Below are 21,234 nucleotides of genomic sequence, written 5' to 3'. Positions count from 1 at the left end.
AAACCAGCAAGCGGTGCTCGACGACGTGCGGGGAGGCACGGTCGGCTAACTGATATCGACAAGACAATCCCCGCCCGACGTCCTTAGGGTCGGAGGCGTGAGCGAGGCGATGATCGAGGCGCACGGGCTGCGCAAGGCGTACGGGGAGTTCGAGGCGGTCAAGGGGATCGACGTCGTCGTCGAGAAGGGCGAGGCGTTCGGCTTCCTCGGACCCAACGGCGCCGGCAAGTCGTCGACCATGCGGATGATCGCCGCGGTGTCGCCGACGAGCGGCGGCTCGCTGCGGATCCTGGGGCGCGACCCGGCGACCGACGGCTCGGAGATCCGTGCGCGGATCGGCGTGTGCCCGCAGGAGGATTCGCTCGACACCGACCTGACCGTCTACGAGAACCTCGTCGTCTACACGCGCTACTTCGGCTTCTCGCGCGCGCACGCCCGTGCCAAGGCCGACGAGCTGCTGGCGTTCGTCAAGCTCACCGAGAAGCGCAACCAGATGGTGGACGACCTGTCCGGCGGCATGAAGCGGCGCCTGACGATCGCGCGCTCGCTGGTGAACAACCCCGAGATGCTGCTGCTCGACGAGCCGACCACCGGGCTCGACCCGCAGGCGCGCCACGTCGTCTGGGACCAGCTCTACCGGCTCAAGCAGACCGGCGTGACGCTCGTGCTGACCACGCACTACATGGACGAGGCCGAGCAGCTGTGCGACCGGCTCGTGGTCATGGACGACGGTCGGATCGTCGCCGAGGGGGCGCCGCACGAGCTGATCCGCCGCTACTCCACCCGCGAGGTGGTCGAGCTGCGGATGGGAGTGGGCGAGAACGAGGCCGCAGCGGAGCTGGTCGCCGACCTGGGGGAGCGGATCGAGGTGCTGCCCGACCGGGTCCTCGTCTACACCGCCGACGGCGAGAAGGCTGTGGAGGCGGCGGGCGACCGAGGGTTGCGACCCCAGTCGACGCTCGTCCGGAGGTCCACGCTGGAGGACGTGTTCCTCCGCCTCACCGGCCGGGCGCTCGACGCATGAGCGCGCCGACGATCTCGGGGACGCTGCACGAGCGTCCGCCCGGCGACCCGGGACGGTGGGCCGCCGTACGCCGCCAGGTGCCGTACTACGTCACGGTGCTGCGCCGCACCTGGCGCGGCTCGATCTTCTCGTACGCGATCCTGCCGGTGATCATGCTGGCCTCTTTCGGCCTCGGGCTCGGCAGCTTCGTGAACGACGACTCGGCGCTCGGCGGCGTCGACTACCTCGTCTTCATCGCTCCGGGGATCCTCGCGACGTCCGCGCTGACGGCGGCCGCGGGCGAGGGGCTCTATCCGGTGTACGCGATGTTCCAGTGGACCAAGATGGCGTACGCGATGTCCTCGACACCGCTCGCCGCGGTCGACGTCGTCAACGGCGTCGTGTCGTACGTGACGTTCCGCTTGGCGAGCGCGACGGTCGCGCTGACGATCGTGCTCGCCTTCTTCGGCACGCTGTCCTCGATCGGCGGTGCCCTCCTGCTGGTGCTGGCCGGGACGCTCGTCGGGGCGGCGCACGGCGCGGTCTTCGTCGGGTACGCCGCCTGGACCGGCTCCGACAGCTCCCTCACGCTGATGTTCCGGCTCGGCGTGATCCCGATGACGATGTTCTCGGGCGCGTTCTTCCCGATCAGCCAGCTCCCCGAGTGGGTCCAGGTGATCGCCTACGCGCTGCCGGCGTGGCACGGGGTGGAGCTCGCGCGGATGTGCAGCACGGACACCCTCGACGCGTGGGCGCTGCTGCACGTGGCGTACCTGCTGGTGGTCGGCGTGGTCGGCTGGTGGTGGGCCAGGCGGGCGTTCGGTCGACGGTTGGGGGTGCAGTGATGAGCACGACGACGGCGCCCACAGAAGGGCAGCGGCGCGACGCCCAGCGGCGTACGGGCGCGGGTCGGCTGGTCGACCGCAACGTGCTGGTCTACCGGCGCCACCCGCTGGTGTTCGCCTCGGGATTCCTCGAGCCGCTGATCTACCTGCTGTCGATCGGCGTGGGCGTCGCGGCGCTCGTCGGGGACGTCACCCTCGACAACGGCCAGGAGGTCCCGTACACGGTCTTCGTCGCCCCCGCGATGCTCGCGACGCAGGCGATGAACGGCGCGCTGTTCGACGCCACCTTCGGGGTGTTCTTCCGGCTGAAGTACGAGCACCTGTACGACGCGGTGCTCGCGACGCCGATGCGTCCGGTCGACGTCGCGGTGGGGGAGGTGACCTGGGCGACGCTGCGCGGGGCCGGCTACTCCGCGGCCTTCGTCCTGATCATGGTCGTGATGGGCCTGACCGAGTCGTGGTGGGCGGTGCTGGCGCTCCCCGCCGCGCTGCTGGTCGCGTTCGCGTTCGCCGCGTGCGGCATGGCGCTGTCGACGTACATGCGCTCGTGGCAGGACTTCGAACTGATCCAAGTGGCGGTGATGCCGATGTTCCTGCTGTCGGCGACGTTCTACCCGCTCTCGGCGTACCCGGGCTGGCTCCAGCAGGTGGTGCAGGTGACCCCGCTCTACCAGGCGGTCGACCTGATCCGGTCGCTCACGACGGGCCACGTGACACCCGACCTGTGGCTGCCGGTGGTCTACTTCCTGGTCCTCGGCGCGCTCGGGCTGCGCGTCGCCTCCCAGCGGGTCGGGTCGCTCATCCTGCGCTGAGGCGTCCCTGGGCCGTTCCGACCGCACCGTTGGTGCCTGGGTGGTCACGTGCACGCCGGAGGTGACCACCCAGGCACCAACGGGCGGGCGATCACGGCGTCGTCTCGGCCTCGAGCACCTCGGTGACGACCTTCTGAAGGTCGGCGCGGCGGTCGCTCAGCCCGAGGATCTCTCCGCAGTCGCTCATCGTGTCGCGGAACAGTGCGCCGCTGTCGACGATCTCGGCGTCGATGTGCCCGAACACCTCCAGCGCGGTCGTCCCGTACAGCCGGGACCAGGCGCGGACGAACGCCCACGACGCCTCCGTGGGGACGTCGGCGCCGATCTTGGACGACAGCGAGGTCGACAGCTCGTCGTCGGCCGGGGCCGGCACGGGGCCGGGCTCGGGATAGCCGCGCTGCGTCCAGATGGCGACGACGAGGCGACCGAAGAAGTTGCCGAACCGGTGCGCGGCGGCCGTGCACTCCGCACCGATCGGCAGGGAGCCCGGGGGAGGGGCGACGTCCCCGCCGACGAGATCGGCGCCCAGGTCGACGGCCTTGGCGGCGCTGGTGATCGGGTTGGCGAAGGTCAGGCCGAACTCCCGCGGGTGCTGCAGCGACCAGGTCCGGAACGCGGTCGAGCCGGCGACGACCTGTGCGGCGGGGTCGCCGGCGTACGGGGCGGCAGCCTCCTCCAGGATCGCGAGCAGGTCGTCGTACACCTGCGCGGCCACGCGCAGCGTGAGGTCCTCGAGGCTGCTGACGTACCGGTAGAGCGCCGGAGCGGTCATCCCCATCGTCTGCGCCACCGCCCGCAGCGAGATCTCGTGGGTCTCCACGAGCAGCATGCGTGCCGTACGGACGATCTCCGCGAGGGTGGCCCGCCTCTGCTGGTCCCGCCGTGAGGGTCTCGCGTCGGCCTTGTCGCCCTGCATCGTCATCTCCCCACCTTGGCAGTCCGGACACGTGTTGTCGCGGACCCCTTGACATTGGTTATCCCTGCTCATCATAGTGAACGGTGTTAGCGATAAACGGCGTTAACCAAAGTGAATCCTATTCACCACGCGAAGAGCACGGGGAGATCCGATGGAACGGTGGGGACGCTTCGTCGCACGGCGGGCGAAGGGGGTGCTCGTGCTCGGCCTGCTCGTGGTCGTGGCCGCGGGCGTGTACGGGACGGGGGCGTTCAGCGCCCTCAGCGACGGCGGGTTCGAGGACCCGGGCAGCGAGTCGTACCGCGCGACCCGGCTGATCGAGGACTCCGTCGGACGGCACGGGGCGGACGTCGTCGCGGTGTACGAGAGCATGGACATGACCGTCGACGCGGCTCCGTTCCGCGCCGCGGTCGCCGACGTCGTGGCCGGGCTTCCGGCCGACGCCGTCTCGCACGTGACGGCGTACGGGCCACCGGGCACCGACGGGCTCGTCTCCGAGGACCGCCACGCCACGACCGTGCTCGTCACGCTGGCGGGCGAGACCCAGGACGCGCGGATGAAGGCGTACGACGAGGTGCGCCCCGCGCTCGACCCACCAGCGGTCGATGACGCGACCCTGGACGTCTCGGTGGCCGGTCAGGGCGCGGTGTTCGAGGACGTGAACACGATCGTGTCCGAGGACATCGCCCGCGCCGAGATGCTGTCCATGCCGCTCGTCCTCCTGCTCAGCCTGGTCGTGTTCGGGTCGGTGGTGGCCGCGCTGATGCCGGTGGGGATCGGGGTGGTCGCGATCTTCGGCGCGCTCGCCGTGGTGCGGCTGCTGACGACGGTCACGGACGTGTCGGTCTTCGCCGTCAACATCATCACGCTGCTCGGCCTGGGGCTCGCGATCGACTACGCGCTGTTCGTGGTGAGCCGGTTCCGCGACGAGCTGGCGGTGCGCGACGCGGGAGACCGAGAGCAGGTCGCCGCAGCGGTCGGTGCCACGATGCGTACCGCCGGCCGTACGGTGCTGTTCTCCGGCCTCACCGTCGCGGTGGCACTGTCGGCGATGCTCGTGTTCCCGCAGGGCTTCCTGCGGTCCATGGCGTACGGAGGGGTGGCGGCGGTACTCGTCGCGATGGTCGCCGCACTCACGCTCCTCCCGGCGACGCTCGCGCTGCTGGGCCGGCGGGTCGAGGCGGGCGCGATGCCGTGGCGACGCCGTGCGCGCGGGTCGGCATCGCGAGGCTGGGCGCGGTTCGCCCACGCGGTGATGGCCCGCCCCGTCGTGAGCCTCGCGCTGGTCACGGGCTTCCTGCTGCTGCTCGCGAGCCCGTTCCTGTCGGCCTCGTGGGGGAGTGTCGACCACCGGGCGCTCCCGGCGGACGCGCCGTCGCGGGTGGCCACCGAGAAGCTGGAGGAAGGGTTCGGAGGGCCGACCGCGGGCGCGGAGGTCTTCGTCGCCACGACGGACGAGACCGAGGTCGCCGCGTACGCCGCGCAGCTGCGCGCGGTCGACGGCGTCGCCACCGTACGCCCGGTGGCCGCGGGTGCGGACGGCACCCTGATCGACGTCACCTGGCGCGGCGAGGAGCAGAGCGGTGCTTCGCAGGACCTCGTCCGCGACCTTCGCGGCGTCGACGCGCCGGCCGAGAGCGTCGTCGGCGGTCCGAGCGCCCAGACCGTGGACATGCTCGACGGGATCGGCGACCGGCTGCCGCTGATGGTCGGGCTGATCGTGGTGGCGATGCTGGCGCTGCTCTTCGTCGCGTTCGGCTCGGTGGTGCTGCCGGTGAAGGCGGTGCTGGTCAACATCGTGTCGATCACGGCTGCGTTCGGGGTGGTCACGTGGATCTTCGCCGACGGGCACCTCGAGGGTCTGCTGGGTTACACCTCGTCGGGCTACCTGGACGGCACCCAACCGATCCTGATGTTCGCGATCCTCTTCGGGCTCTCGATGGACTACGAGGTGTTCCTGCTGTCGCGGATCCGCGAGCAGTGGGACGCGACCGGCGACAACGAGACCGCCGTCGCGACCGGCGTGCAGAAGACCGGGCGGATCATCACCAGCGCGGCGCTGCTGCTCGCGGTCGTCATCGGCGCGTTCGCCACCTCGGGGATCGTCTTCATGAAGATGATCGGTGTCGGCATGCTCGTCGCCCTGCTCCTGGACGCGACGCTCGTACGGCTCGTCATGGTGCCGGCGACGATGAGGCTTCTCGGGCGCTGGAACTGGTGGGCTCCGGGGCCGCTGCAACGCTGGTGGGAGCGGCACGGCCTGCGGGAGGGCGGTGCCGAGCCGGCGACGGCTCCCTCCGCGGGAGCCGGTCAGGACACGCCCCGCATACTGACCAGGTGAGGCACAGCGAGCTCTGGGAGCGCATGGAGAAGCACCTCGGCGGCGGGTACGCCCGCGTCTGGGCCGACCAGCAGGTGCTGGCCGAGCTCGGAGGGCGGACCGTCACCGAGGCGCTCGACGCCGGGGTGGCGCCCAAGACCGTGTGGCGTGCGGTCTGGGCCGCCCTGGAGCTGCCGCCGTCGGAGCGCTGACGGCAACCGATCGGGGCTCGGCTGTCTGTAAGCGGCCTTAACGGGTACCGCTCCCTCGTACGCCCGGCAAATTCGAGCAACGAGGAGTACCAGTGGATCTCAAGCAGCTGGCAAAGGAGACGTTCGAGCGGGTCGCGCACGGGCTCGCGGGAGACACCGATCCTGCCGTCCCGGGAGCGCCGAGTCCAGAGCCTCCGAGCTTGGCGGAGCCGACCGAGCCGCGGAAGCCGTTGCCGCCGAAGGACGACCAGAGCGCACCGGCCACCCGTACGGCCACGGGCGTGCCGACCGGCGCGCCGGTCACCGCCCGGGCGCAGCAGGAGACCTATCTGACCACCTCGGTCGGGGCCCGCCTGCGCGACACCGACCACTCCCTCAAGGCAGGGGAGCGAGGACCGACGCTCCTGCAGGACCACCACCTGCGCGAGAAGATCACCCACTTCGACCACGAGCGGATCCCCGAGAGGGTCGTGCACGCCCGCGGAGCGGGAGCACACGGTGTCTTCGTCGGCTACGGCACCGCCGACGCGATCTGCAAGGCGGGCTTCCTCCGCGAAGGCGTGGAGACCCCGACGTTCGTCCGGTTCTCGACAGTCCTCGGGTCGCGGGGCTCGGCGGACACGGTCCGTGACACGCGCGGTTTCGCGACGAAGTTCTACACCGAAGACGGCAACTTCGACCTCGTCGGCAACAACATCCCGGTGTTCTTCATCCAGGACGGCATCAAGTTCCCCGACGTGATCCACGCCGGCAAGCCGCACCCGGACCGCGAGATCCCGCAGGCGCAGAGCGCGCACGACACGTTCTGGGACTTCGTCTCGCTCCACACCGAGGCACAGCACCACACGATGTGGAACATGTCCGACCGCGGCATCCCGCGGTCGTACCGGATGATGGAGGGCTTCGGCGTCCACACGTTCCGCGTCGAGAACGCGGCGGGAGAGACCTCGCTGGTCAAGTTCCACTGGAAGCCGCGCCTCGGCACGCACTCGCTCACGTGGGAGGAGGCGCAGATCGCCGGCGGCGTGGACCCGGACTTCCACCGGCGTGACCTGTACGACGCGATCGAGGCGGGCGCCTACCCGGCCTGGGAGCTGGGGCTGCAGGTCTTCCCCGACAACCCGGAGCAGGTCTTCGAGGGCATCGACCTCCTCGACCCGACGAAGATCGTTCCCGAGGAGCTGGCGCCGGTGCAGCCCGTCGGCCTGATGGTGCTCACCGCGAACCCGACCAACTTCTTCGCCGAGACTGAGCAGGTGGCGTTCCACGTGGGGCACCTGGTGCCCGGCATCGACGCCACCGACGACCCGCTGGTGCAGGCGCGGCTGTTCTCGTACGTCGACACGCAGCTGACCCGCCTCGGTGGGCCGAACTTCAACCAGCTGCCGGTCAACCGGCCTCACACCGAGGTCAACGACATGTTCCGCGACGGCTTCCACCAGCACGCGGTCCACGCCGGTGTGGCGCCGTACAAGCCGAACTCGCTCGACGGCGGCTGCCCCTTCCACGCCGGCGCGGACGTCGACGGCTCCTTCGAGCACCTCGCGGTGCGCGTCGCCGAGGGCACGAAGGTGCGCGCGCAACCCGCCTCGTACGACGACCACTTCAGCCAGGTGCGGCTGTTCTGGAAGAGCATGACGCCGGTGGAGCAGGAGCACATCATCCGCGCGTACACCTTCGAGCTCGGCAAGTGCTATGAGCAGGCGATCAAGGAGCGCCAGCTCCAGTGCCTGGCCAACATCGACCCCGTGCTCTGCCAGGAGGTCGCCACCGGGCTCGGTCTGCCTGCCCCCGCGCCGACGATCGAGCTGACCGAGCCGGTGCCCAGCCCGGCGCTGTCGCAGGTCGGTCTGCCGTGGCCTGCCGACGGACGGATGGTCGGCATCGTCGTCGACCCTGACGGCGACCTCTCCGGCGTCGAGGCGGTCCGGACGACGATCTTCGAAGCCGGCATGGTGCCTCTGGTGATCGCCCCGCACGGCGGCATGGTCCAGGACATCCCGGTGCAGCGGACGTTCGCGACCGCGCGGTCGGTGGAGTTCGACGCGATCCTGCTCGCCGGGGCGCCTGTCCCGGCGCCCGACGCGCTGCCGCTGCGGGACGCGAAGGCGGGCGCGGCGGCGCCGCCCACCGTCGACCCGCGCGTGGCGCTGCTGGTCGACGAGGCCTTCCGCCACGCTAAGGTGATCGGCGCGTGGGGTGCCGGTGCCGCGGTCCTCGAGGCCCTCGGCGCGGCCGACGCCCTCGGCGTCGTCGTGGGGGAGAGCGGGCCCGAGGTGCTCGCTCAGGTCCAGGAGGACATGGCGTTCCACCGGGTGTGGGACCGCTTCGGAGCCTTCGTCTCCGTGTAGCACCTCGTCAGCAGACGGACAACGCGACTACCGGCACGCGACACGCGCGTGCCGGTAGTCGCGTCGAACAGATGTTCGGACTAGAGTCTCCCACAGGTCGACGAGGAGACTCGGCATCCACAGGCGCCCGTACGAGCCGTACGAGTGTCAGTGCCGCTCTCTAACGTCGTAGATGACCGGCGGACACGACATGTTGAAGGGACCACGCTGATGGCTGCTGACCCCGGCAAGGGCGCACCGAAGGACCGCGACAAGGCACTCGACGCGGCGATGGCGCAGATCGAGCGCTCGCACGGCAAGGGATCGGTGATGCGGCTCGGTGAGCGCGGCAAGATCCCGATCGAGGTCATCCCCACCGGGGCGACCTCTCTGGACATCGCGCTCGGCATCGGCGGGCTTCCGCGCGGTCGCATCGTCGAGATCTACGGGCCGGAGTCCTCCGGCAAGACGACCGTCGCGCTCCACGCCGTGGCCAACGCGCAGCGCGCCGGCGGCATCGCGGCGTTCATCGACGCCGAGCACGCGCTCGACCCCGACTACGCCAAGGCGCTGGGCGTCGACACCGACGCGCTGCTGATCTCCCAGCCTGACTCCGGCGAGCAGGCGCTCGAGATCGCCGACATGCTGATCCGCTCCGGTGCCCTCGACATCATCGTCATCGACTCCGTCGCTGCTCTCGTGCCGCGCGCCGAGATCGAGGGCGAGATGGGTGACAGCCACGTCGGTCTGCAGGCCCGCCTCATGAGCCAGGCCCTGCGCAAACTGACGGGTGCCCTCCACGGCGCCGGGACCACGGCGATCTTCATCAACCAGCTCCGCGAGAAGATCGGCGTCATGTTCGGCTCGCCCGAGACCACGACGGGCGGCAAGGCGCTCAAGTTCTACGCCTCGGTCCGCCTCGACGTGCGGCGCATCGAGACGCTCAAGGACGGCACCGACATGGTCGGCAACCGTACGCGCTGCAAGGTCGTCAAGAACAAGATGGCCCCGCCGTTCAAGCAGGCAGAGTTCGACATCATGTACGGCCAGGGCATCAGCCGTGAGGGCAGCCTGCTCGACGTCGGTGTCGAGGCGGGCTTCGTCCGCAAGGCCGGCGCTTGGTACACGTACGAGGGCGACCAGCTCGGCCAGGGCAAGGAGAACGCGCGCAACTTCCTGCGCGACAACCCCGACCTCGCCAACGAGCTCGAGAAGAAGATCATGGAGCACCTCGGCATCGGTGCCGCGGTGGACGAGCCTGCCGACGTCGTCCCTGACGCCAAGCCCGGCAAGAAGTCGGGCAAGGTCGAGGTCGACTTCTGAGCACCGCTCGAAGGCAGGGCGAGCCCGAGGTCGAGCGCGACCTCGGGCCTGAGCCCGACCACGAGTCGGTCGCACGCAAGATCTTGCTCGACCGGCTGGCGGAGCGGCCGCGGTCTCGCGCCGAGCTCGCCGCCCAGCTCAAGCGTCGCCACGTGCCCGACGCGATCGCCGAGCGGATGCTCGACCGGTTCGAGGAGGTCGGGCTCGTCGACGACGAGGAGTTCGCCCAGCTCTGGGTGCGCTCGCGTCAGCAGACGCGCGGACTCGCGGGGAGGGCGCTCGCGCTCGAGCTGCGGCGCAAGGGCGTCGACGACGAGATCGTGCGTGACACGATCGACGCGATCGACCCGGAGTCCGAGGAAGAGGCCGCTCGTGCGCTCGTCCGCAAAAAGCTCCGCTCGCTGCGCAACGTCGACGAGCAGGTGAAGGTTCGGCGTCTGGTCGGAGCGCTGGGTCGCAAAGGTTACGGCCCGGGGCTGGCGTTCCGGATCGTCCGCGAGGAGGTCGGCGCTGATGCCGATGCCGATGCCTTCACCGCCGGTGACTGGGACGACTGAGCAGTGGCGCGGTGGGAGCATGGGCGAGTGCGCGCACTCCTCGCCACCGCGGTCCCGCTTCTCCTGCTGCTGAGCGGGTGCGGCGGGGATGCCGACGCACCGAAGGCCGACCGGATGCCCACGTCGCCGACCCCCGGCCAGCCGAGTGCCGGCGACCCGGACGGCGTCGCGCCGCGAGACACCCCGAGGCCGGGGGAGCCGGGGACGACCGGGCCGTCACCGGGCCAGCCGCCCAAGCCAGAGCTGCCTGCTGCCGACGTCGACGCGATGCGCGCCGCGGTCCGCCACCTCGCCGTACGCGTCGGCCCGCGCCACGCGACCTCACCGGCGTTCCGGGAGGCCGCCTCGTGGTTCGGCGCCGAGATGCGCCGACTCGGCTACACCGTCACCGAGGAGACCTTCCGCGTCCCGGCTGGTGACTCCTGGGGCGTGCCCGTGACCGCGGGGCGCTCCCTCAACGTCATCGCCGACCCGCCCGGGTTCGACCCGTCGCAGCCTCACCTGGTGGTCGGGGCCCACCTCGACACGGTGGCGGTCTCGCCCGGCGCCGAGGACAACGCGTCGGGGGTCGCGGTCGTCCGCGAGCTCGCACGTCTCGCCGCGGACCACGGCACCCGGCTCCCCGTACGCTTCGTGGCCTTCGGCGCCGAGGAGCCCCGTGGGCCCGGTGACGACCTCCACCACTTCGGCTCCCAGCACCGGGTGGGACGGATGGCGCCAGCAGAGCGGGCGGCCGTGCGTGGCATGATCTCGCTGGACCGCGTCGGCGTGCGGGCCCCGTACGTCCCGGTGTGCGACGGCGGCACAGGCGACGGCCGGGTCGTACGCGCGCTGGTCGACGCCGCGGGCGGCATCCCCACCAATACGTGCGAGGACCGCGCCAGCGACCACTGGTCGTACGAGAAGGCCGACGTCCCGGCCGCCCGGCTCGGCAGCATCCCGTACGCCGGCTACCACGCCGAGGGCGACCGTCCGGAGGTCGTCGACGACCTCCAGCTCCGCCGCGTCGCCACGGTCGCCTGGCGCTGGATCCGCTGAGCCGTCAGGGGAGGGCGTACGGGCCGCGGCTCGTCTCCCACGCGGTGGCGAGCACGGCCTGAGTGCGTGCCCCTCGGACCGGGCGCGGCGTGAAATCTTCCCCGATCACGTACGGGACGAGCTCGACGCCTTTCACCTCACCGTCCCACAGGACGACCTCGAGGACCGCGCCCTCCCGTGTCCGCCGCTGGAAGTCCATGTCGAAGACGAAGTTGCCGAGCGAGTGGACCACGAGCGTGTCGCCGATCTGCTCGAGCCCTTGGAGCCAGTGGGGATGCCCGCCGACGACGATGTCGGCGCCCGCGCGAGCGAGGACGCGGGCGACGCGTCGCTGCGACGGCTCGGGCACGTTCGTGTACTGCGTGCCCCAGTGCGCCAGGACCACCACCGTGTCGACCTGGCGTGCGAGCGCGCGCACCTGCTGGCCGAGGCGCGCGAGGCGACGCTCGTCCATCGGGCCGGTACGAGGTGGCATGTCGAGCCGGTTGGTCCCCGGGCTTGACGCCGTCGCCGCAGGAGTCTCGCCGATCGAGTCCACCGCGACGAAACCCACCGATGTTCCGTCCCGCTCGACGACGAGCGGGCGCTCGGCCTCCGCACGGTGGTGGCCGGCGCCGACGTACGCAAGTCCGCCCTCGCGCAGCAGCCGGAAGGTGTCTCGCATCGCGGCGGGGCCGAAGTCGCCGAGATGGTTGTTGGCGAGCCCGATTACATCGAACCCGGCGGCACGCAGCGCCTCGCGCACGCCCGGGTCCGCGCCGAACGAGTCGCCGCCCTGCGTCGGCGCGCCGCGCTGCGACAGCGTCGACTCCAGGTTGCCTACGGTGATGTCGGCGGCGGCCAGCCGCCCGAGGAACGGGCGGAACACTGAGGTCGGCCCGCCTATCTGGCGCAGGCGGGCGCCGACTCGGCGACCGAGCATGACGTCGCCGGTGATCGCGAGCGTGACCACATCCTGATCGGACGGCCGCCCCTCGCCTGGCAGCGGAGAGGCAGTGGGATCGCGCAACGGGTCGACGCTGCCCACCCGCACCGCCCGTACGGTCTCGTCGACCGCGGAGGCCGGGACGTAGCCGATGAGGGTGGGGTCTCGTCGGACCCGGGCGATGACGGCTGCGGGCTCCTGATCACGGAGCAGGCGAAGCCCGGCCACGGCGCCGCTGTCGAGGAGGCGGGCCGCGCCGTCCGTCGAGAGCACCCGTAAGGGGGAGTGGTGGTGGGTGACGAGGATGCGGAAGGGCTCGGCCGCCGGGGTGCGGGACGGCGGTGGCGGGGCGGCCGAAGGGCTCTCCTCCGCTTGCGGAGGCTCAGCGGTGCACCCGGCGAGCACCAGGCTGGCGACGAGCAGCGCGCTGCGTCCCATTCCCCGAGCCTAGACGCGCCGCTACTCTCCAGCCATGCCCTCGATCGAGTTCCGTTCGATGGACGAAGAGGACCTCCACGCGCTCGTCGCGTGGTACCACGAGCCCCACGTACGGGCGTGGTTCCGCGACCCACCTGCGGATGTTACGGCGGCGCAGGTGCGGTACGGCGGGCGCCTGCGCGGTGAGGAGCCGGCCCGCATGTGGGTGGCTTCGCTGGAGGGTGCCCCGTTCGCCACCGTGCAGGACTATCCGGTGGACTCCGACGACGACCTCGCCGTACGCGTGCAGTTGCCGAGCGCCGTCGCCTTCGACTACCTGATCGGCGATCCGGCGCAGGTCGGCAGAGGACTCGGCGCACGGATGCTCACCGTCTTCCTGCGCGACGTGGCGCTGCCCGGCCACCCGGACGCCACGTGGTTCGTGGCCTGCCCCGATGCGCGCAACGTGGCCTCCCTGCGGGTGCTCGACAAGCTCGGCTTCGTTCAGCGGCAGTGGATCCAGATGCCGGGGGAGGAGTACGCCCAGATCGTCTGCCGTGCCTCGCGGGACGACCTCGCAAGGACAGTTACCGACGGGTAACTTTCCTGCTAGTCTCCACCCATGAACCAGACGCTCGCCCTGTACGACCGCATCTCGTCCCTGCCGATGGGCGACCGCCTGTTCGGTCTCGCGTTCTCGCTCAAGGCGCCGTACTTCCGCACGGTGCGTCCGCGGGTGCGTGAGATGCGCCCGCACCGCGCCGAGCTCGTCGTCCCCAAGCGCTGGTCCGTCAAGAACCACATCGGCACCGTCCACGCGATCGCCGTCTGCAACGGCCTCGAGGCGGCGATGGGCCTGCTCGCGGAGGCGACCGTGCCCGACGGCTACCGCTGGCTCCCCAAGGGGATGGACGTCTCGTACCTTGCCAAGTCGACCAGCGACCTCGTGTGCGTCGCCGAGACCACCGAGGCCGACTGGGCGAACGCGCCCGAGGTCGACGTCACCGTCCACGCGACGCGCGCCGACGGCACCCGCGTGGTCGAGGGCACCATCCGCCTGTGGGTCACGCCGACACCGTCACGCTAGGTGCGACACTGTGCACGTGACGCACGACACCAACGCCTTCAGCACTCTGTCCGTCCGACGCGTGGACGGGAGCCGTGAGCTCCACCCGTACGCGAGGATCCTCGGTCTGCGCGACGGCTACCTGTTCCTCGAGGACGGCGACCTCACCGACCGCTCCGGCAACGGCATCCGTACCGCGCAGGTGCACGCGATCCCGCTCGCCGAGGTCGCCGCCGTCGACGTGGAGACCCACGCCGACGACGACGAGAACAGCGAGACCACGATCGGGCTCGAGGCCGCGGGCATGCTCAACTTCGACGGCAGCGTGTACGTCCGCTGACTCGCGCGTCGTTTCCTACTGGAAGCCGCCGGCTCCCGTACCTGCTCCGCCCTTCGTGGCTGCCTTGCGCGCGGCCTCGACTTGGGCCACGGCATCCTGCTCGCCAAGAGCACCCGGAGCGCCGACGTCGAGCCTGCGGCCACCGGTGTAGCGGCGCTCGACCCAGCGTCCGATCAGGTCGAGGATCAGGTTGATGACCAGGTAGATCACCAGCAGCACGAGCGCTGTCGCGAGGTAGTTGCCGAACTCGCGCCAGATCTCGCGACCGACCTTGGTGAGACCGGGGGCGAGGATGACGTACCCGAGGGACGTGTCCTTGAGCGCGACGATGCACTGGCTGATGATCGACGGCAGCATGATCTTCACGGCCTGCGGCATCAAGATCGCGGTCATCACCTGGTACTTGCGCATGCCCAGCGCGTAGGCGGCTTCCGCCTGGCCCTTCGGCACCGCGTTGATGCCTGCCCGGAACACCTCGGCCAGCACCGAGCCGTTGTAGAGCACCAGCCCGATCACGAGCGCGTGGAACGACCGGTCGAGCTGGAGCGAGTACAGCGACCAGATGAAGATGATGAGGATCAGCAGCGGCACGGCGCGGAAGAACTCGACGACGAGCCAGCACGGCCAGCGGATGAGGCGATGCTCGGACAGCTTGCCGATCCCGAAGAGCACGCCGAAGGCGAGCGCGCCCAGGATGGCGAGCGCCGCTGCCTTCAACGTGTCGAGGAGGCCGCCCCAGAGCAGCTCGAGGTAGGCCGGGGTGACGAAAGGCTCCCAGACACCCTCGTACTCGAGCTGGCCGTTCTCGTAGAGGATGTTGATGACCACGAAGCCGAGGACGAGCAGCGCGAGGACGGCGACGACGCCGATGATGCGGTACGTGCGGCGGGCGCGAGGTCCCGGGGTGTCGTACAGGACGGTGCTCTGGCTCATCGTTCTGCCCTCCAACGGCGCTCCAGCAAGGCCGCTCCGAGCGAGATCGCCTCGACGATGATGATGTAGCCGAGCGCGATCCCGATGAAGATCGTCCAGCGTTCGGTGGCGTAGTCGTTGACGAGGCCCTTCATCCGGAAGGCTGCCTCAGCGACGCCGAACGACATCGCGAGAGAAGTGTTCTTGGTGAGGGCGATGAAGACGCTGGCGAGCGGCGGGACCACATTACGGAACGCCTGCGGCAGCACGACCTGGGTCATCGACTGACCGAAGGTGAAGCCCAGCGAGCGCGACGCCTCGGCCTGGCCGAGCGGGATGCCGTTGATGCCCGAGCGCAGCGACTCGGCGACGAACGCGCCGGTGTACAGGCCCATCGCGAGAATGATCTTCCAGTAGAAGCTCGGGTTGATCCCGAGCTGAGGAAGGCCGTAGTACGTGATGAGGAGGAGCACCAGGAGCGGGCTGTTGCGGAAGATCGTGACGTACACCGCGCCGGTGCCGCGAAGGACGGGAACCGGGCTGACACGGAACAGCGCGATGAGCGTGCCGACGACGAGCGCGAGTGCGCCCGCGCCGAGCAGCAGCTGGAGCGTGTTGAGGAACCCGTCGAGAATGAGGTCCCAGTTCTCGGTCAAAGCGTCCACGTGCACCTCCTCACGAGGTCGAGAGTCGAGCGGGGGAGACAGACACAGACGAGGTGACGGGGCCGGACCGAGCCGACCCCGTCACCTCACCGCATCACGGGCAGGGATCGAGCGTCGGCGTCTCGGGCAGGTCGATGCCGCCCTTGCCGAGCGAGTCGTCGAACGCGGCCTCCCACTCGCCGTCCTCGAACGCACCCTCGAGCGTGGTGTTGATGAACTCGCACATGCCGGCGGCATCCTTGTTGTAGCCGATGCCGTAGCGCTCCTCGGAGAACGGCTCACCGACGACCTTGAGGGCGTCGGGGTCCTCCGCGGCGTAGCCGGCGAGGATGGCGCCGTCCGTGGTCACAGCGTCGACCGAGCCGGTCTTGAGCTGCTCGACGCACTCCGAGTAGGTGTCGAAGCCGGCCGGGGTGGCGCCGTACTGCTCCTCAACGGTCTTGATCGAGGTCGAGCCGGTGACCGAGCAAACCTTCTTGCCCTTCAGGTCGTCCGGGCCGTTGATCGAATCGTCGTCGGCGGCGACCAGCAGCTGCTGGCCGGTCACGTAGTACGGGCCGGCCTGGCCGACGACCTGACGACGCTCGTCGGTGATCGAGTACGAGGCGATCACGAAGTCGACGGTGTTGTTCTGGAGGAACGGCTCACGGTTGTCGGAGATCGTCTCGACCCACTCGATCTTGTCGGCGGGGATGCCGAGCTTCGCGGCGAGGATCTTGCCCATGTTGGGGTCGAAGCCGGTCGGCGTGTCCGAGGTGGCCGACTTAAAGCCGATGCCCGGCTGATCGAACTTCACGCCGATCTTGACCTTGCCGTCCTTGGCGATCTCGGCCATGCGCGTGCCGTCGTCGAACGACGCGTCCTCGACGACCTCGGGGCTGAAGCCGTCGCTGCCCCCGTCACCGTTGTCGCCGTCGTCGTTGCCGGCGTCGCCACACCCGGCCAGGGTGAGCGCTGCTGCCGCGGCGATGACCGCGATCTTGGTCCTACGGATCTTCATCAGTTCTCCCTTGCTCACCGGCGCCCGTGCGGCACCCGTTTGACGGTTTCTGACGTGCGTCGCCGACTCAGTGCTTCAGGATCTTCGCGAGGAAGTCCTTGGCACGGTCGGTCTTGGGGTTGTCGAAGAACTCCTGAGGAGTCTCCTCCTCGAGGATCTGCCCGTCGGCCATGAAGACCACCCGGTCGGCGGCCGTACGGGCGAAGCCCATCTCGTGCGTGACGACGATCATCGTCATGCCGCCCTTGGCGAGCGTGACCATGGTGTCGAGGACTTCCTTGATCATCTCCGGGTCGAGGGCCGAGGTCGGCTCGTCGAAGAGCATGACCTTCGGGTCCATGGCCAGCGCCCGGGCGATCGCGACGCGCTGCTGCTGGCCTCCCGACAGCTGGGCGGGGAACTTGTTGGCCTGCGACTCCACGCCGACACGCGTCAGGAGCTCCATCGCGCGCTTCTCGGCGTCGGCCTTGGACTTCTTGCGGACCTTGATCGGCCCGAGCATGACGTTCTCGAGGACCGTCTTGTGCGCGAAGAGGTTGAACGACTGGAACACCATCCCGACGTCAGCCCGCAGCTGAGCGAGCTTGCGACCCTCGGCCGGCAGCTCGGACCCGTCGATGGCGATGGTGCCCTCGTCGATGGGCTCGAGCCGGTTGATCGCACGGCAGAGCGTGGACTTGCCCGAACCGGACGGTCCGATCACGACGACGACCTCACCGGGCCGGACGTTCAGGTCGATGTCCTTGAGGACGTGGAGGTCGCCGAACCACTTCTGGACGCCCTCGACGGCGACCATGTATGTGGCCGTTGCAGTGCTGGAGCCGCTGGATGATGGCATGCCAGCAGGCGAGTCGTACGAGTCATCCGACATGTGAGAAAGGTACGGTGAGGCCCGCGGCCGGACCAACTCGGTACCGTGACGCCCCCGCGGTTGTTGTGAGAACGTGACCGCCGACCCTCATGCCGTTCCCTCGTCGACGATGCGCCACGGATGGGTCTCCGCCTCGCGTGCGAGGGTGTATCCCCACGTGGTTCTGCCTTCCTCGATCCACCCGTCGTCGCGGAACGGCCGCCACTGCAGATTGAAGGTCACGCCGACGCCGACCAGCTCTTCCCTGGGCTCCGCCTCGGTGTACCCGCGGGACTCCGGGAAGTGGACGCCGACCTCGATCTCCTCGAGGGAGGCCACCGACTCGCACCAGGACAGGGCGGATTCACTCGAGTCCCGCGTGCGCAGGGCCGACGCGGTGTCGCAGTCATGGGCGTCGAGCGCGTCGACGTAGGCAGCGACCACCTGCTCGGGCGTGGCGTCATCGGGAGGAATGGCCACTTCGCGGGTCTGGCGGCCCGTGTACGCGTCGGCCGCGGCGAACGCCAGGGCGAGTGCGAGGACGGCGGCGACCACGGTCGAGAGGACGCGCGCCGTACGACGGAGGCGGGGCATGGCGCATTGTTGCAGCGGCAGGTGTCCACTGGGGAGGCACAGGGGGGCACGGCCAGCCGCCGCGTACCCTGGGAGGGCTATGCCGAAGACGTATGAGGTGCGCACCTACGGGTGCCAGATGAACGTGCACGACTCCGAGCGCCTGTCGGGTCTGCTCGAGGACGCGGGCTACGTGGCGGCGCCGCCGGCCGCGGCCGACGAGAAGCCCGCCGACGTCGTCGTGTTCAACACCTGTGCGGTGCGTGAGAACGCCGACAACCGGCTGTACGGCACGCTCGGCCACATCGCGAGCATCAAGCGGGAGAACCCGGGCATGCAGATCGCCGTCGGCGGCTGCCTCGCCCAGAAGGACCGCGACACGATCACGAAGCGCGCGCCGTACGTCGACGTCGTCTTCGGCACCCACAACATCGGCTCCCTGCCGGCGCTGCTCGACCGCGCGCGGGTCCAGGAGGAGAGCCAGGTCGAGATCCTCGAGTCGCTCGAGGTCTTCCCGTCGACGCTGCCGACCAAGCGCGAGTCGGCGTTCGCGGCCTGGGTGTCGATCAGCGTCGGCTGCAACAACACCTGCACGTTCTGCATCGTGCCGAGCCTGCGCGGCAAGGAGAAGGACCGCCGCCCCGGCGAGATCCTCGCCGAGATCGAGGCGCTGGTCGCCGAGGGGGTCGTCGAGGTCACGCTGCTCGGCCAGAACGTCAACTCGTACGGCGTGGAGTTCGGAGACCGGCTCGCGTTCGGCAAGCTGCTGCGCGCGTGCGGCGAGATCGAAGGGCTGCAGCGGGTCCGCTTCACCTCCCCGCACCCGGCCGCGTTCACCGACGACGTCATCGAGGCGATGGCGCAGACGCCGAACGTCATGCCGCAGCTGCACATGCCGCTGCAGTCGGGGTCGGACCGCGTCCTGAAGGCGATGCGCCGCTCGTACCGCAAGGAGCGCTTCCTCGGCATCATCGAGCGGGTCCGCGCCGCGATGCCGGACGCCGCGATCACGACGGACATCATCGTCGGGTTCCCCGGCGAGACCGAGGAGGACTTCCTCGAGACGATGGACGTCGTACGACAGGCGCGGTTCAGCTCGGCGTACACCTTCCAGTACTCACCGCGTCCCGGCACCCCTGCCGCGACGATGGAGGAGCAGCTCCCGAAGGCCGTCGTCCAGGAGCGGTACGACCGGCTGGTGGCGCTCGTCAACGAGATCGCCTGGGAAGAGAACAAGGCCCTCGTCGGGACGACGGTCGAGCTGCTGGTGGCTGACACGAGCGCCGGCAAGGGCGGCAAGAAGGACGGGGCGACTCAGCGCCTCACCGGCCGTGCGCGGGACAACCGGCTCGTGCACTTCGCGCGGCCCGACGGCGTCGAGGTGCGCCCTGGCGACGTGGTCGAGGTGGAGATCACGCAAGCGGCGCCCCACCACCTGATGGCAGATGGGACGCCGCTCGCGGTGCGCCGTACGCGCGCCGGTGACGCCTGGGAGGCCCGCAACGCTGCTCCTGCCCCGGTCGGGGTCGGACTCGGCATGCCGACCATCGGCGCTCCGGCTCCTGCGCCCGTCAGCGACGGTCCGGCCTGCGCCTGCTGATCAGCTCGTCGGCTCGCCGTCGAGCTTGTCGATGCCGTCCTTGAGGACGTCGGCAGCCTTGTCGAGGTTGACCTTGCCGCCGGTCTTGTCTTCGACGAAGTCGGACGCCTTGTCGATCCCCGAGTCGATCTTGTCGCCGTGCTCCTGGAGGAAGGCCTGTGCCTTGTCCTTCAGGTCCTCGGCGCCGTCCTGCAACTTGTCGAACGCTCCCATGGGTTCCCCCGTCTGGTCGAAATGATGTTTCCGGGGGAAACGTAATACGGCTGTCCGTTTTTCGCGCGCCGACTCAGCCCGCGTGGGAGGTGAGCGTGAGGATGGGCGGCACCAGGCCGCGGAGATAGGCCTCGATCACGATCATCTCGTGCTCGACACCGGGCTGGGGAAGGTCGCGCAGACGGAACCACCGCTGGTCGGCGGACTTCTCCGGCTCGGCGATGCGCGGCTCGCCGCTCCACGAGCGCGCGATCCAGAAGAAGTCGACGCGCTGCTCCACCGCGGGCCCGCCCTGGACCCACCGGTGGAGGGTCGTCAACGGCTCGAGCGCGTCGGGCGCGATCGAGACGCCCGCCTCCTCGTACGCCTCGCGCTGGGCGGCTGTCCGTGCCGACTCGTCCGGGTCGACGTGCCCCGCGATCGTCGCCCACCGCCCGTCGCGGAAGCCGGTGTTCTGGCGGAGGTGGAGGAGGATCTCCTCGTCGCCGCGAGGTCCTCGCAGGAGCAGGACGTACGACGCGGGCACCAGGGCATGACTCATGTCCAGCACTCTAGGCGTCCCGACCGGGGCGGGGGCTAGCCTCGGAGCGTGCTCCTCTCCGTCGCCGTGGTCCCGCAGACGCCGCTGCTCGTCCCGGAGATCGCCGCGGGGGCGGCCGACGAGCTGGAGCCGCTGCGGGCGTGCGTGCTCGAGGCGGTCGGCGCCGCGACGTCGTCGGCCGACCGTGTCGTGGTGGTCGCACCGGGCCCGGCTGCCGTGTCGTTCACCGACGTACGCGCGGACTTCTCGCCGTACGGGTACGGCGAGGCGGCGCCGGCGACCAGAGGCGTACGTGCCGGGTCGGCGCTCCCGCTCGGCGCGTGGCTCCTCGACCGGGTGGCTGCCGACGTGCCGCGGGAGTACCACGAGACCAGCGGCTCGGCTCTCGCGCTGCGTCCCGGCGCGCGTACGGCGCTGGTCGTGCTCGCCGACGGCACCGCGAAGCGGGACGAGAGCGCGCCCGGCCACGTGGACGTACGGGCCCTCGCGTTCGACGCGGCGGTCAGCACCGCGCTCGCGGGCCCCGACACCGAAGCCCTCGCCGACCTCGATCTCGACCGGGCAGCCGAGCTCTGGGCGAGCGGGGCGCCGGCGCTGAGGGCGCTCGGCGCGACCGTCCGCGCGGACAGCAACCCCACCGCGGCGTCGTGGCGCGCGCGGCTGCGCTACGACGCGGCCCCGTACGGCGTCGGCTACTGGGTCGCGGAGTGGAGACGCGAGGAGTAGTCGACACGAACAGGACCCCCGGTGCCGCAGCACCGAGGGCCCTGTTCCTC

At 70.2% G+C, this 21,234-nt stretch carries 23 protein-coding genes; 14 read left to right on the top strand and 9 right to left on the bottom strand.

The window, feature by feature from the left end:
• The first annotated feature begins 97 nt into the window (after positions 1–97).
• The 3 genes from NYZ95_RS03630 to NYZ95_RS03620 are packed head-to-tail and all read left to right on the top strand — an operon-like array spanning position 98 to position 2,660.
• Positions 98–1,024 carry an ABC transporter ATP-binding protein gene (locus NYZ95_RS03630; protein WP_262848797.1) on the top strand — a complete coding sequence of 309 codons (927 nt, stop codon included), beginning with the start codon at positions 98–100 and terminating at the stop codon, positions 1,022–1,024.
• Positions 1,021–1,848: an ABC transporter permease gene (locus NYZ95_RS03625; RefSeq protein WP_262848796.1), complete on the top strand. Its 828-nt coding sequence runs from the start codon at positions 1,021–1,023 to the stop codon at positions 1,846–1,848. The genes NYZ95_RS03630 and NYZ95_RS03625 overlap by 4 nt, the downstream gene beginning before the upstream one ends.
• Positions 1,848–2,660: an ABC transporter permease gene (locus tag NYZ95_RS03620; RefSeq protein ID WP_262848794.1), complete on the top strand. Its 813-nt coding sequence runs from the start codon at positions 1,848–1,850 to the stop codon at positions 2,658–2,660. The genes NYZ95_RS03625 and NYZ95_RS03620 overlap by 1 nt, the downstream gene beginning before the upstream one ends.
• A 91-nt stretch (positions 2,661–2,751) precedes the next feature.
• On the opposite strand, the gene NYZ95_RS03615 is transcribed toward NYZ95_RS03620, so the two are convergent.
• Positions 2,752–3,582, bottom strand: coding sequence for a TetR/AcrR family transcriptional regulator (locus NYZ95_RS03615; protein ID WP_262848793.1), 831 nt, complete (start codon positions 3,580–3,582; stop codon positions 2,752–2,754).
• A gap of 145 nt (positions 3,583–3,727) precedes the next feature.
• On the opposite strand from NYZ95_RS03615, the gene NYZ95_RS03610 reads away from it, so the two are divergent.
• The 6 genes from NYZ95_RS03610 to NYZ95_RS03585 all read left to right on the top strand — a co-directional run bounded on the left by NYZ95_RS03610 (position 3,728) and on the right by NYZ95_RS03585 (position 11,356).
• Complete coding sequence (locus NYZ95_RS03610; RefSeq protein ID WP_262848792.1) at positions 3,728–5,917, top strand: MMPL family transporter; 2,190 nt, start codon at positions 3,728–3,730, stop codon at positions 5,915–5,917.
• Entirely contained in the window at positions 5,914–6,108 is a 195-nt protein-coding gene (locus NYZ95_RS03605; RefSeq protein WP_262848791.1) for a DUF3046 domain-containing protein, read from the top strand. The genes NYZ95_RS03610 and NYZ95_RS03605 overlap by 4 nt, the downstream gene beginning before the upstream one ends.
• Positions 6,109–6,200: 92 nt before the next feature.
• Positions 6,201–8,459, top strand: coding sequence for a catalase (locus NYZ95_RS03600; protein ID WP_262848789.1), 2,259 nt, complete (start codon positions 6,201–6,203; stop codon positions 8,457–8,459).
• 210 nt (positions 8,460–8,669) lie between these two features.
• Positions 8,670–9,761 carry a recombinase RecA gene (recA, locus tag NYZ95_RS03595; RefSeq protein WP_262848788.1) on the top strand — a complete coding sequence of 364 codons (1,092 nt, stop codon included), beginning with the start codon at positions 8,670–8,672 and terminating at the stop codon, positions 9,759–9,761.
• Between the two features lie 83 nt (positions 9,762–9,844).
• On the top strand, positions 9,845–10,318 hold the full coding sequence (locus NYZ95_RS03590) for a regulatory protein RecX (RefSeq protein WP_262848786.1): 474 nt from the start codon (positions 9,845–9,847) through the stop codon (positions 10,316–10,318).
• A 27-nt stretch (positions 10,319–10,345) separates the two neighbouring features.
• Positions 10,346–11,356, top strand: coding sequence for a M28 family metallopeptidase (locus NYZ95_RS03585; protein ID WP_262848784.1), 1,011 nt, complete (start codon positions 10,346–10,348; stop codon positions 11,354–11,356).
• 4 nt (positions 11,357–11,360) lie between these two features.
• Here the strand turns inward: NYZ95_RS03585 and NYZ95_RS03580 are convergent, their stop codons facing one another.
• The gene (locus NYZ95_RS03580) at positions 11,361–12,719 is read right to left on the bottom strand and encodes a CapA family protein (protein ID WP_262848783.1); all 1,359 of its coding nucleotides are present in this window, start codon (positions 12,717–12,719) and stop codon (positions 11,361–11,363) included.
• A gap of 34 nt (positions 12,720–12,753) precedes the next feature.
• Here NYZ95_RS03580 and NYZ95_RS03575 point away from each other — a divergent pair, with 34 nt between their 5' ends.
• From NYZ95_RS03575 to NYZ95_RS03565, 3 genes are read left to right on the top strand one after another with little or no spacing between them, the layout of a single operon-like run.
• Positions 12,754–13,299, top strand: a complete 546-nt coding sequence (locus NYZ95_RS03575) for a GNAT family N-acetyltransferase (RefSeq protein WP_262848781.1) — start codon at positions 12,754–12,756, stop codon at positions 13,297–13,299.
• Positions 13,300–13,320: 21 nt separating this feature from the next.
• Positions 13,321–13,785, top strand: coding sequence for a hotdog fold domain-containing protein (locus NYZ95_RS03570; protein WP_262848779.1), 465 nt, complete (start codon positions 13,321–13,323; stop codon positions 13,783–13,785).
• A 16-nt stretch (positions 13,786–13,801) separates the two neighbouring features.
• The gene (locus tag NYZ95_RS03565) at positions 13,802–14,104 is read left to right on the top strand and encodes a hypothetical protein (RefSeq protein ID WP_262848777.1); all 303 of its coding nucleotides are present in this window, start codon (positions 13,802–13,804) and stop codon (positions 14,102–14,104) included.
• A gap of 15 nt (positions 14,105–14,119) precedes the next feature.
• On the opposite strand, the gene NYZ95_RS03560 is transcribed toward NYZ95_RS03565, so the two are convergent.
• The 5 genes from NYZ95_RS03560 to NYZ95_RS03540 all read right to left on the bottom strand — a co-directional run bounded on the left by NYZ95_RS03560 (position 14,120) and on the right by NYZ95_RS03540 (position 18,125).
• A complete protein-coding gene (locus NYZ95_RS03560) occupies positions 14,120–15,037 on the bottom strand; it encodes an amino acid ABC transporter permease (RefSeq protein ID WP_262848775.1) in 918 nt (305 codons plus the stop codon).
• Positions 15,034–15,681 (bottom strand): amino acid ABC transporter permease, encoded by a 648-nt coding sequence (locus NYZ95_RS03555; RefSeq protein WP_262848773.1) that lies wholly within the window; start codon positions 15,679–15,681, stop codon positions 15,034–15,036. Before NYZ95_RS03555 ends, NYZ95_RS03560 begins: the two co-directional genes overlap by 4 nt.
• 94 nt (positions 15,682–15,775) lie before the next feature.
• Positions 15,776–16,681 (bottom strand): glutamate ABC transporter substrate-binding protein, encoded by a 906-nt coding sequence (locus NYZ95_RS03550; protein WP_262848771.1) that lies wholly within the window; start codon positions 16,679–16,681, stop codon positions 15,776–15,778.
• 67 nt (positions 16,682–16,748) lie between these two features.
• Positions 16,749–17,477: an amino acid ABC transporter ATP-binding protein gene (locus tag NYZ95_RS03545; protein WP_262849941.1), complete on the bottom strand. Its 729-nt coding sequence runs from the start codon at positions 17,475–17,477 to the stop codon at positions 16,749–16,751.
• A gap of 162 nt (positions 17,478–17,639) precedes the next feature.
• Complete coding sequence (locus NYZ95_RS03540) at positions 17,640–18,125, bottom strand: DUF4829 domain-containing protein (protein ID WP_262848769.1); 486 nt, start codon at positions 18,123–18,125, stop codon at positions 17,640–17,642.
• A 79-nt stretch (positions 18,126–18,204) separates the two neighbouring features.
• Here NYZ95_RS03540 and miaB point away from each other — a divergent pair, with 79 nt between their 5' ends.
• Positions 18,205–19,704 (top strand): tRNA (N6-isopentenyl adenosine(37)-C2)-methylthiotransferase MiaB, encoded by a 1,500-nt coding sequence (gene miaB / locus NYZ95_RS03535; protein WP_262848767.1) that lies wholly within the window; start codon positions 18,205–18,207, stop codon positions 19,702–19,704.
• On the opposite strand, the gene NYZ95_RS03530 is transcribed toward miaB, so the two are convergent.
• Together NYZ95_RS03530 and NYZ95_RS03525 are read right to left on the bottom strand one after the other, a co-directional pair.
• Positions 19,705–19,917, bottom strand: a complete 213-nt coding sequence (locus NYZ95_RS03530) for an antitoxin (RefSeq protein WP_262848765.1) — start codon at positions 19,915–19,917, stop codon at positions 19,705–19,707.
• 73 nt (positions 19,918–19,990) lie between these two features.
• Entirely contained in the window at positions 19,991–20,458 is a 468-nt protein-coding gene (locus NYZ95_RS03525) for an NUDIX domain-containing protein (RefSeq protein WP_262848763.1), read from the bottom strand.
• Between the two features lie 48 nt (positions 20,459–20,506).
• Here NYZ95_RS03525 and NYZ95_RS03520 point away from each other — a divergent pair, with 48 nt between their 5' ends.
• Complete coding sequence (locus tag NYZ95_RS03520; protein WP_262848761.1) at positions 20,507–21,184, top strand: class III extradiol ring-cleavage dioxygenase family protein; 678 nt, start codon at positions 20,507–20,509, stop codon at positions 21,182–21,184.
• Positions 21,185–21,234 lie beyond the last annotated feature (50 nt).

This window comes from Mumia quercus, assembly GCF_025506335.1.
Lineage (GTDB): Bacteria > Actinomycetota > Actinomycetes > Propionibacteriales > Nocardioidaceae > Mumia > Mumia quercus.
Note: the sequence above shows the minus strand (reverse complement) of the source record. Positions and strands in the feature narration are given on the sequence as shown.

Bases quoted from the DNA above. Each gene is read 5' to 3' on its own strand.
- NYZ95_RS03625 (WP_262848796.1), top strand. From the start codon at position 1,021: ATGAGCGCGCCGACGATCTCGGGGACGCTGCACGAGCGTCCGCCCGGC.
- miaB (WP_262848767.1), top strand. From the start codon at position 18,205: ATGCCGAAGACGTATGAGGTGCGCACCTACGGGTGCCAGATGAACGTG.
- NYZ95_RS03575 (WP_262848781.1), top strand. From the start codon at position 12,754: ATGCCCTCGATCGAGTTCCGTTCGATGGACGAAGAGGACCTCCACGCG.
- NYZ95_RS03560 (WP_262848775.1), bottom strand. From the start codon at position 15,037: ATGAGCCAGAGCACCGTCCTGTACGACACCCCGGGACCTCGCGCCCGC.
- NYZ95_RS03580 (WP_262848783.1), bottom strand. From the start codon at position 12,719: ATGGGACGCAGCGCGCTGCTCGTCGCCAGCCTGGTGCTCGCCGGGTGC.
- NYZ95_RS03610 (WP_262848792.1), top strand. From the start codon at position 3,728: ATGGAACGGTGGGGACGCTTCGTCGCACGGCGGGCGAAGGGGGTGCTC.
- NYZ95_RS03570 (WP_262848779.1), top strand. From the start codon at position 13,321: ATGAACCAGACGCTCGCCCTGTACGACCGCATCTCGTCCCTGCCGATG.
- recA (WP_262848788.1), top strand. From the start codon at position 8,670: ATGGCTGCTGACCCCGGCAAGGGCGCACCGAAGGACCGCGACAAGGCA.
- NYZ95_RS03530 (WP_262848765.1), bottom strand. From the start codon at position 19,917: ATGGGAGCGTTCGACAAGTTGCAGGACGGCGCCGAGGACCTGAAGGAC.
- NYZ95_RS03620 (WP_262848794.1), top strand. From the start codon at position 1,848: ATGAGCACGACGACGGCGCCCACAGAAGGGCAGCGGCGCGACGCCCAG.
- NYZ95_RS03525 (WP_262848763.1), bottom strand. From the start codon at position 20,458: ATGAGTCATGCCCTGGTGCCCGCGTCGTACGTCCTGCTCCTGCGAGGA.
- NYZ95_RS03540 (WP_262848769.1), bottom strand. From the start codon at position 18,125: ATGCCCCGCCTCCGTCGTACGGCGCGCGTCCTCTCGACCGTGGTCGCC.
- NYZ95_RS03545 (WP_262849941.1), bottom strand. From the start codon at position 17,477: ATGGTCGCCGTCGAGGGCGTCCAGAAGTGGTTCGGCGACCTCCACGTC.
- NYZ95_RS03550 (WP_262848771.1), bottom strand. From the start codon at position 16,681: ATGAAGATCCGTAGGACCAAGATCGCGGTCATCGCCGCGGCAGCAGCG.
- NYZ95_RS03615 (WP_262848793.1), bottom strand. From the start codon at position 3,582: ATGACGATGCAGGGCGACAAGGCCGACGCGAGACCCTCACGGCGGGAC.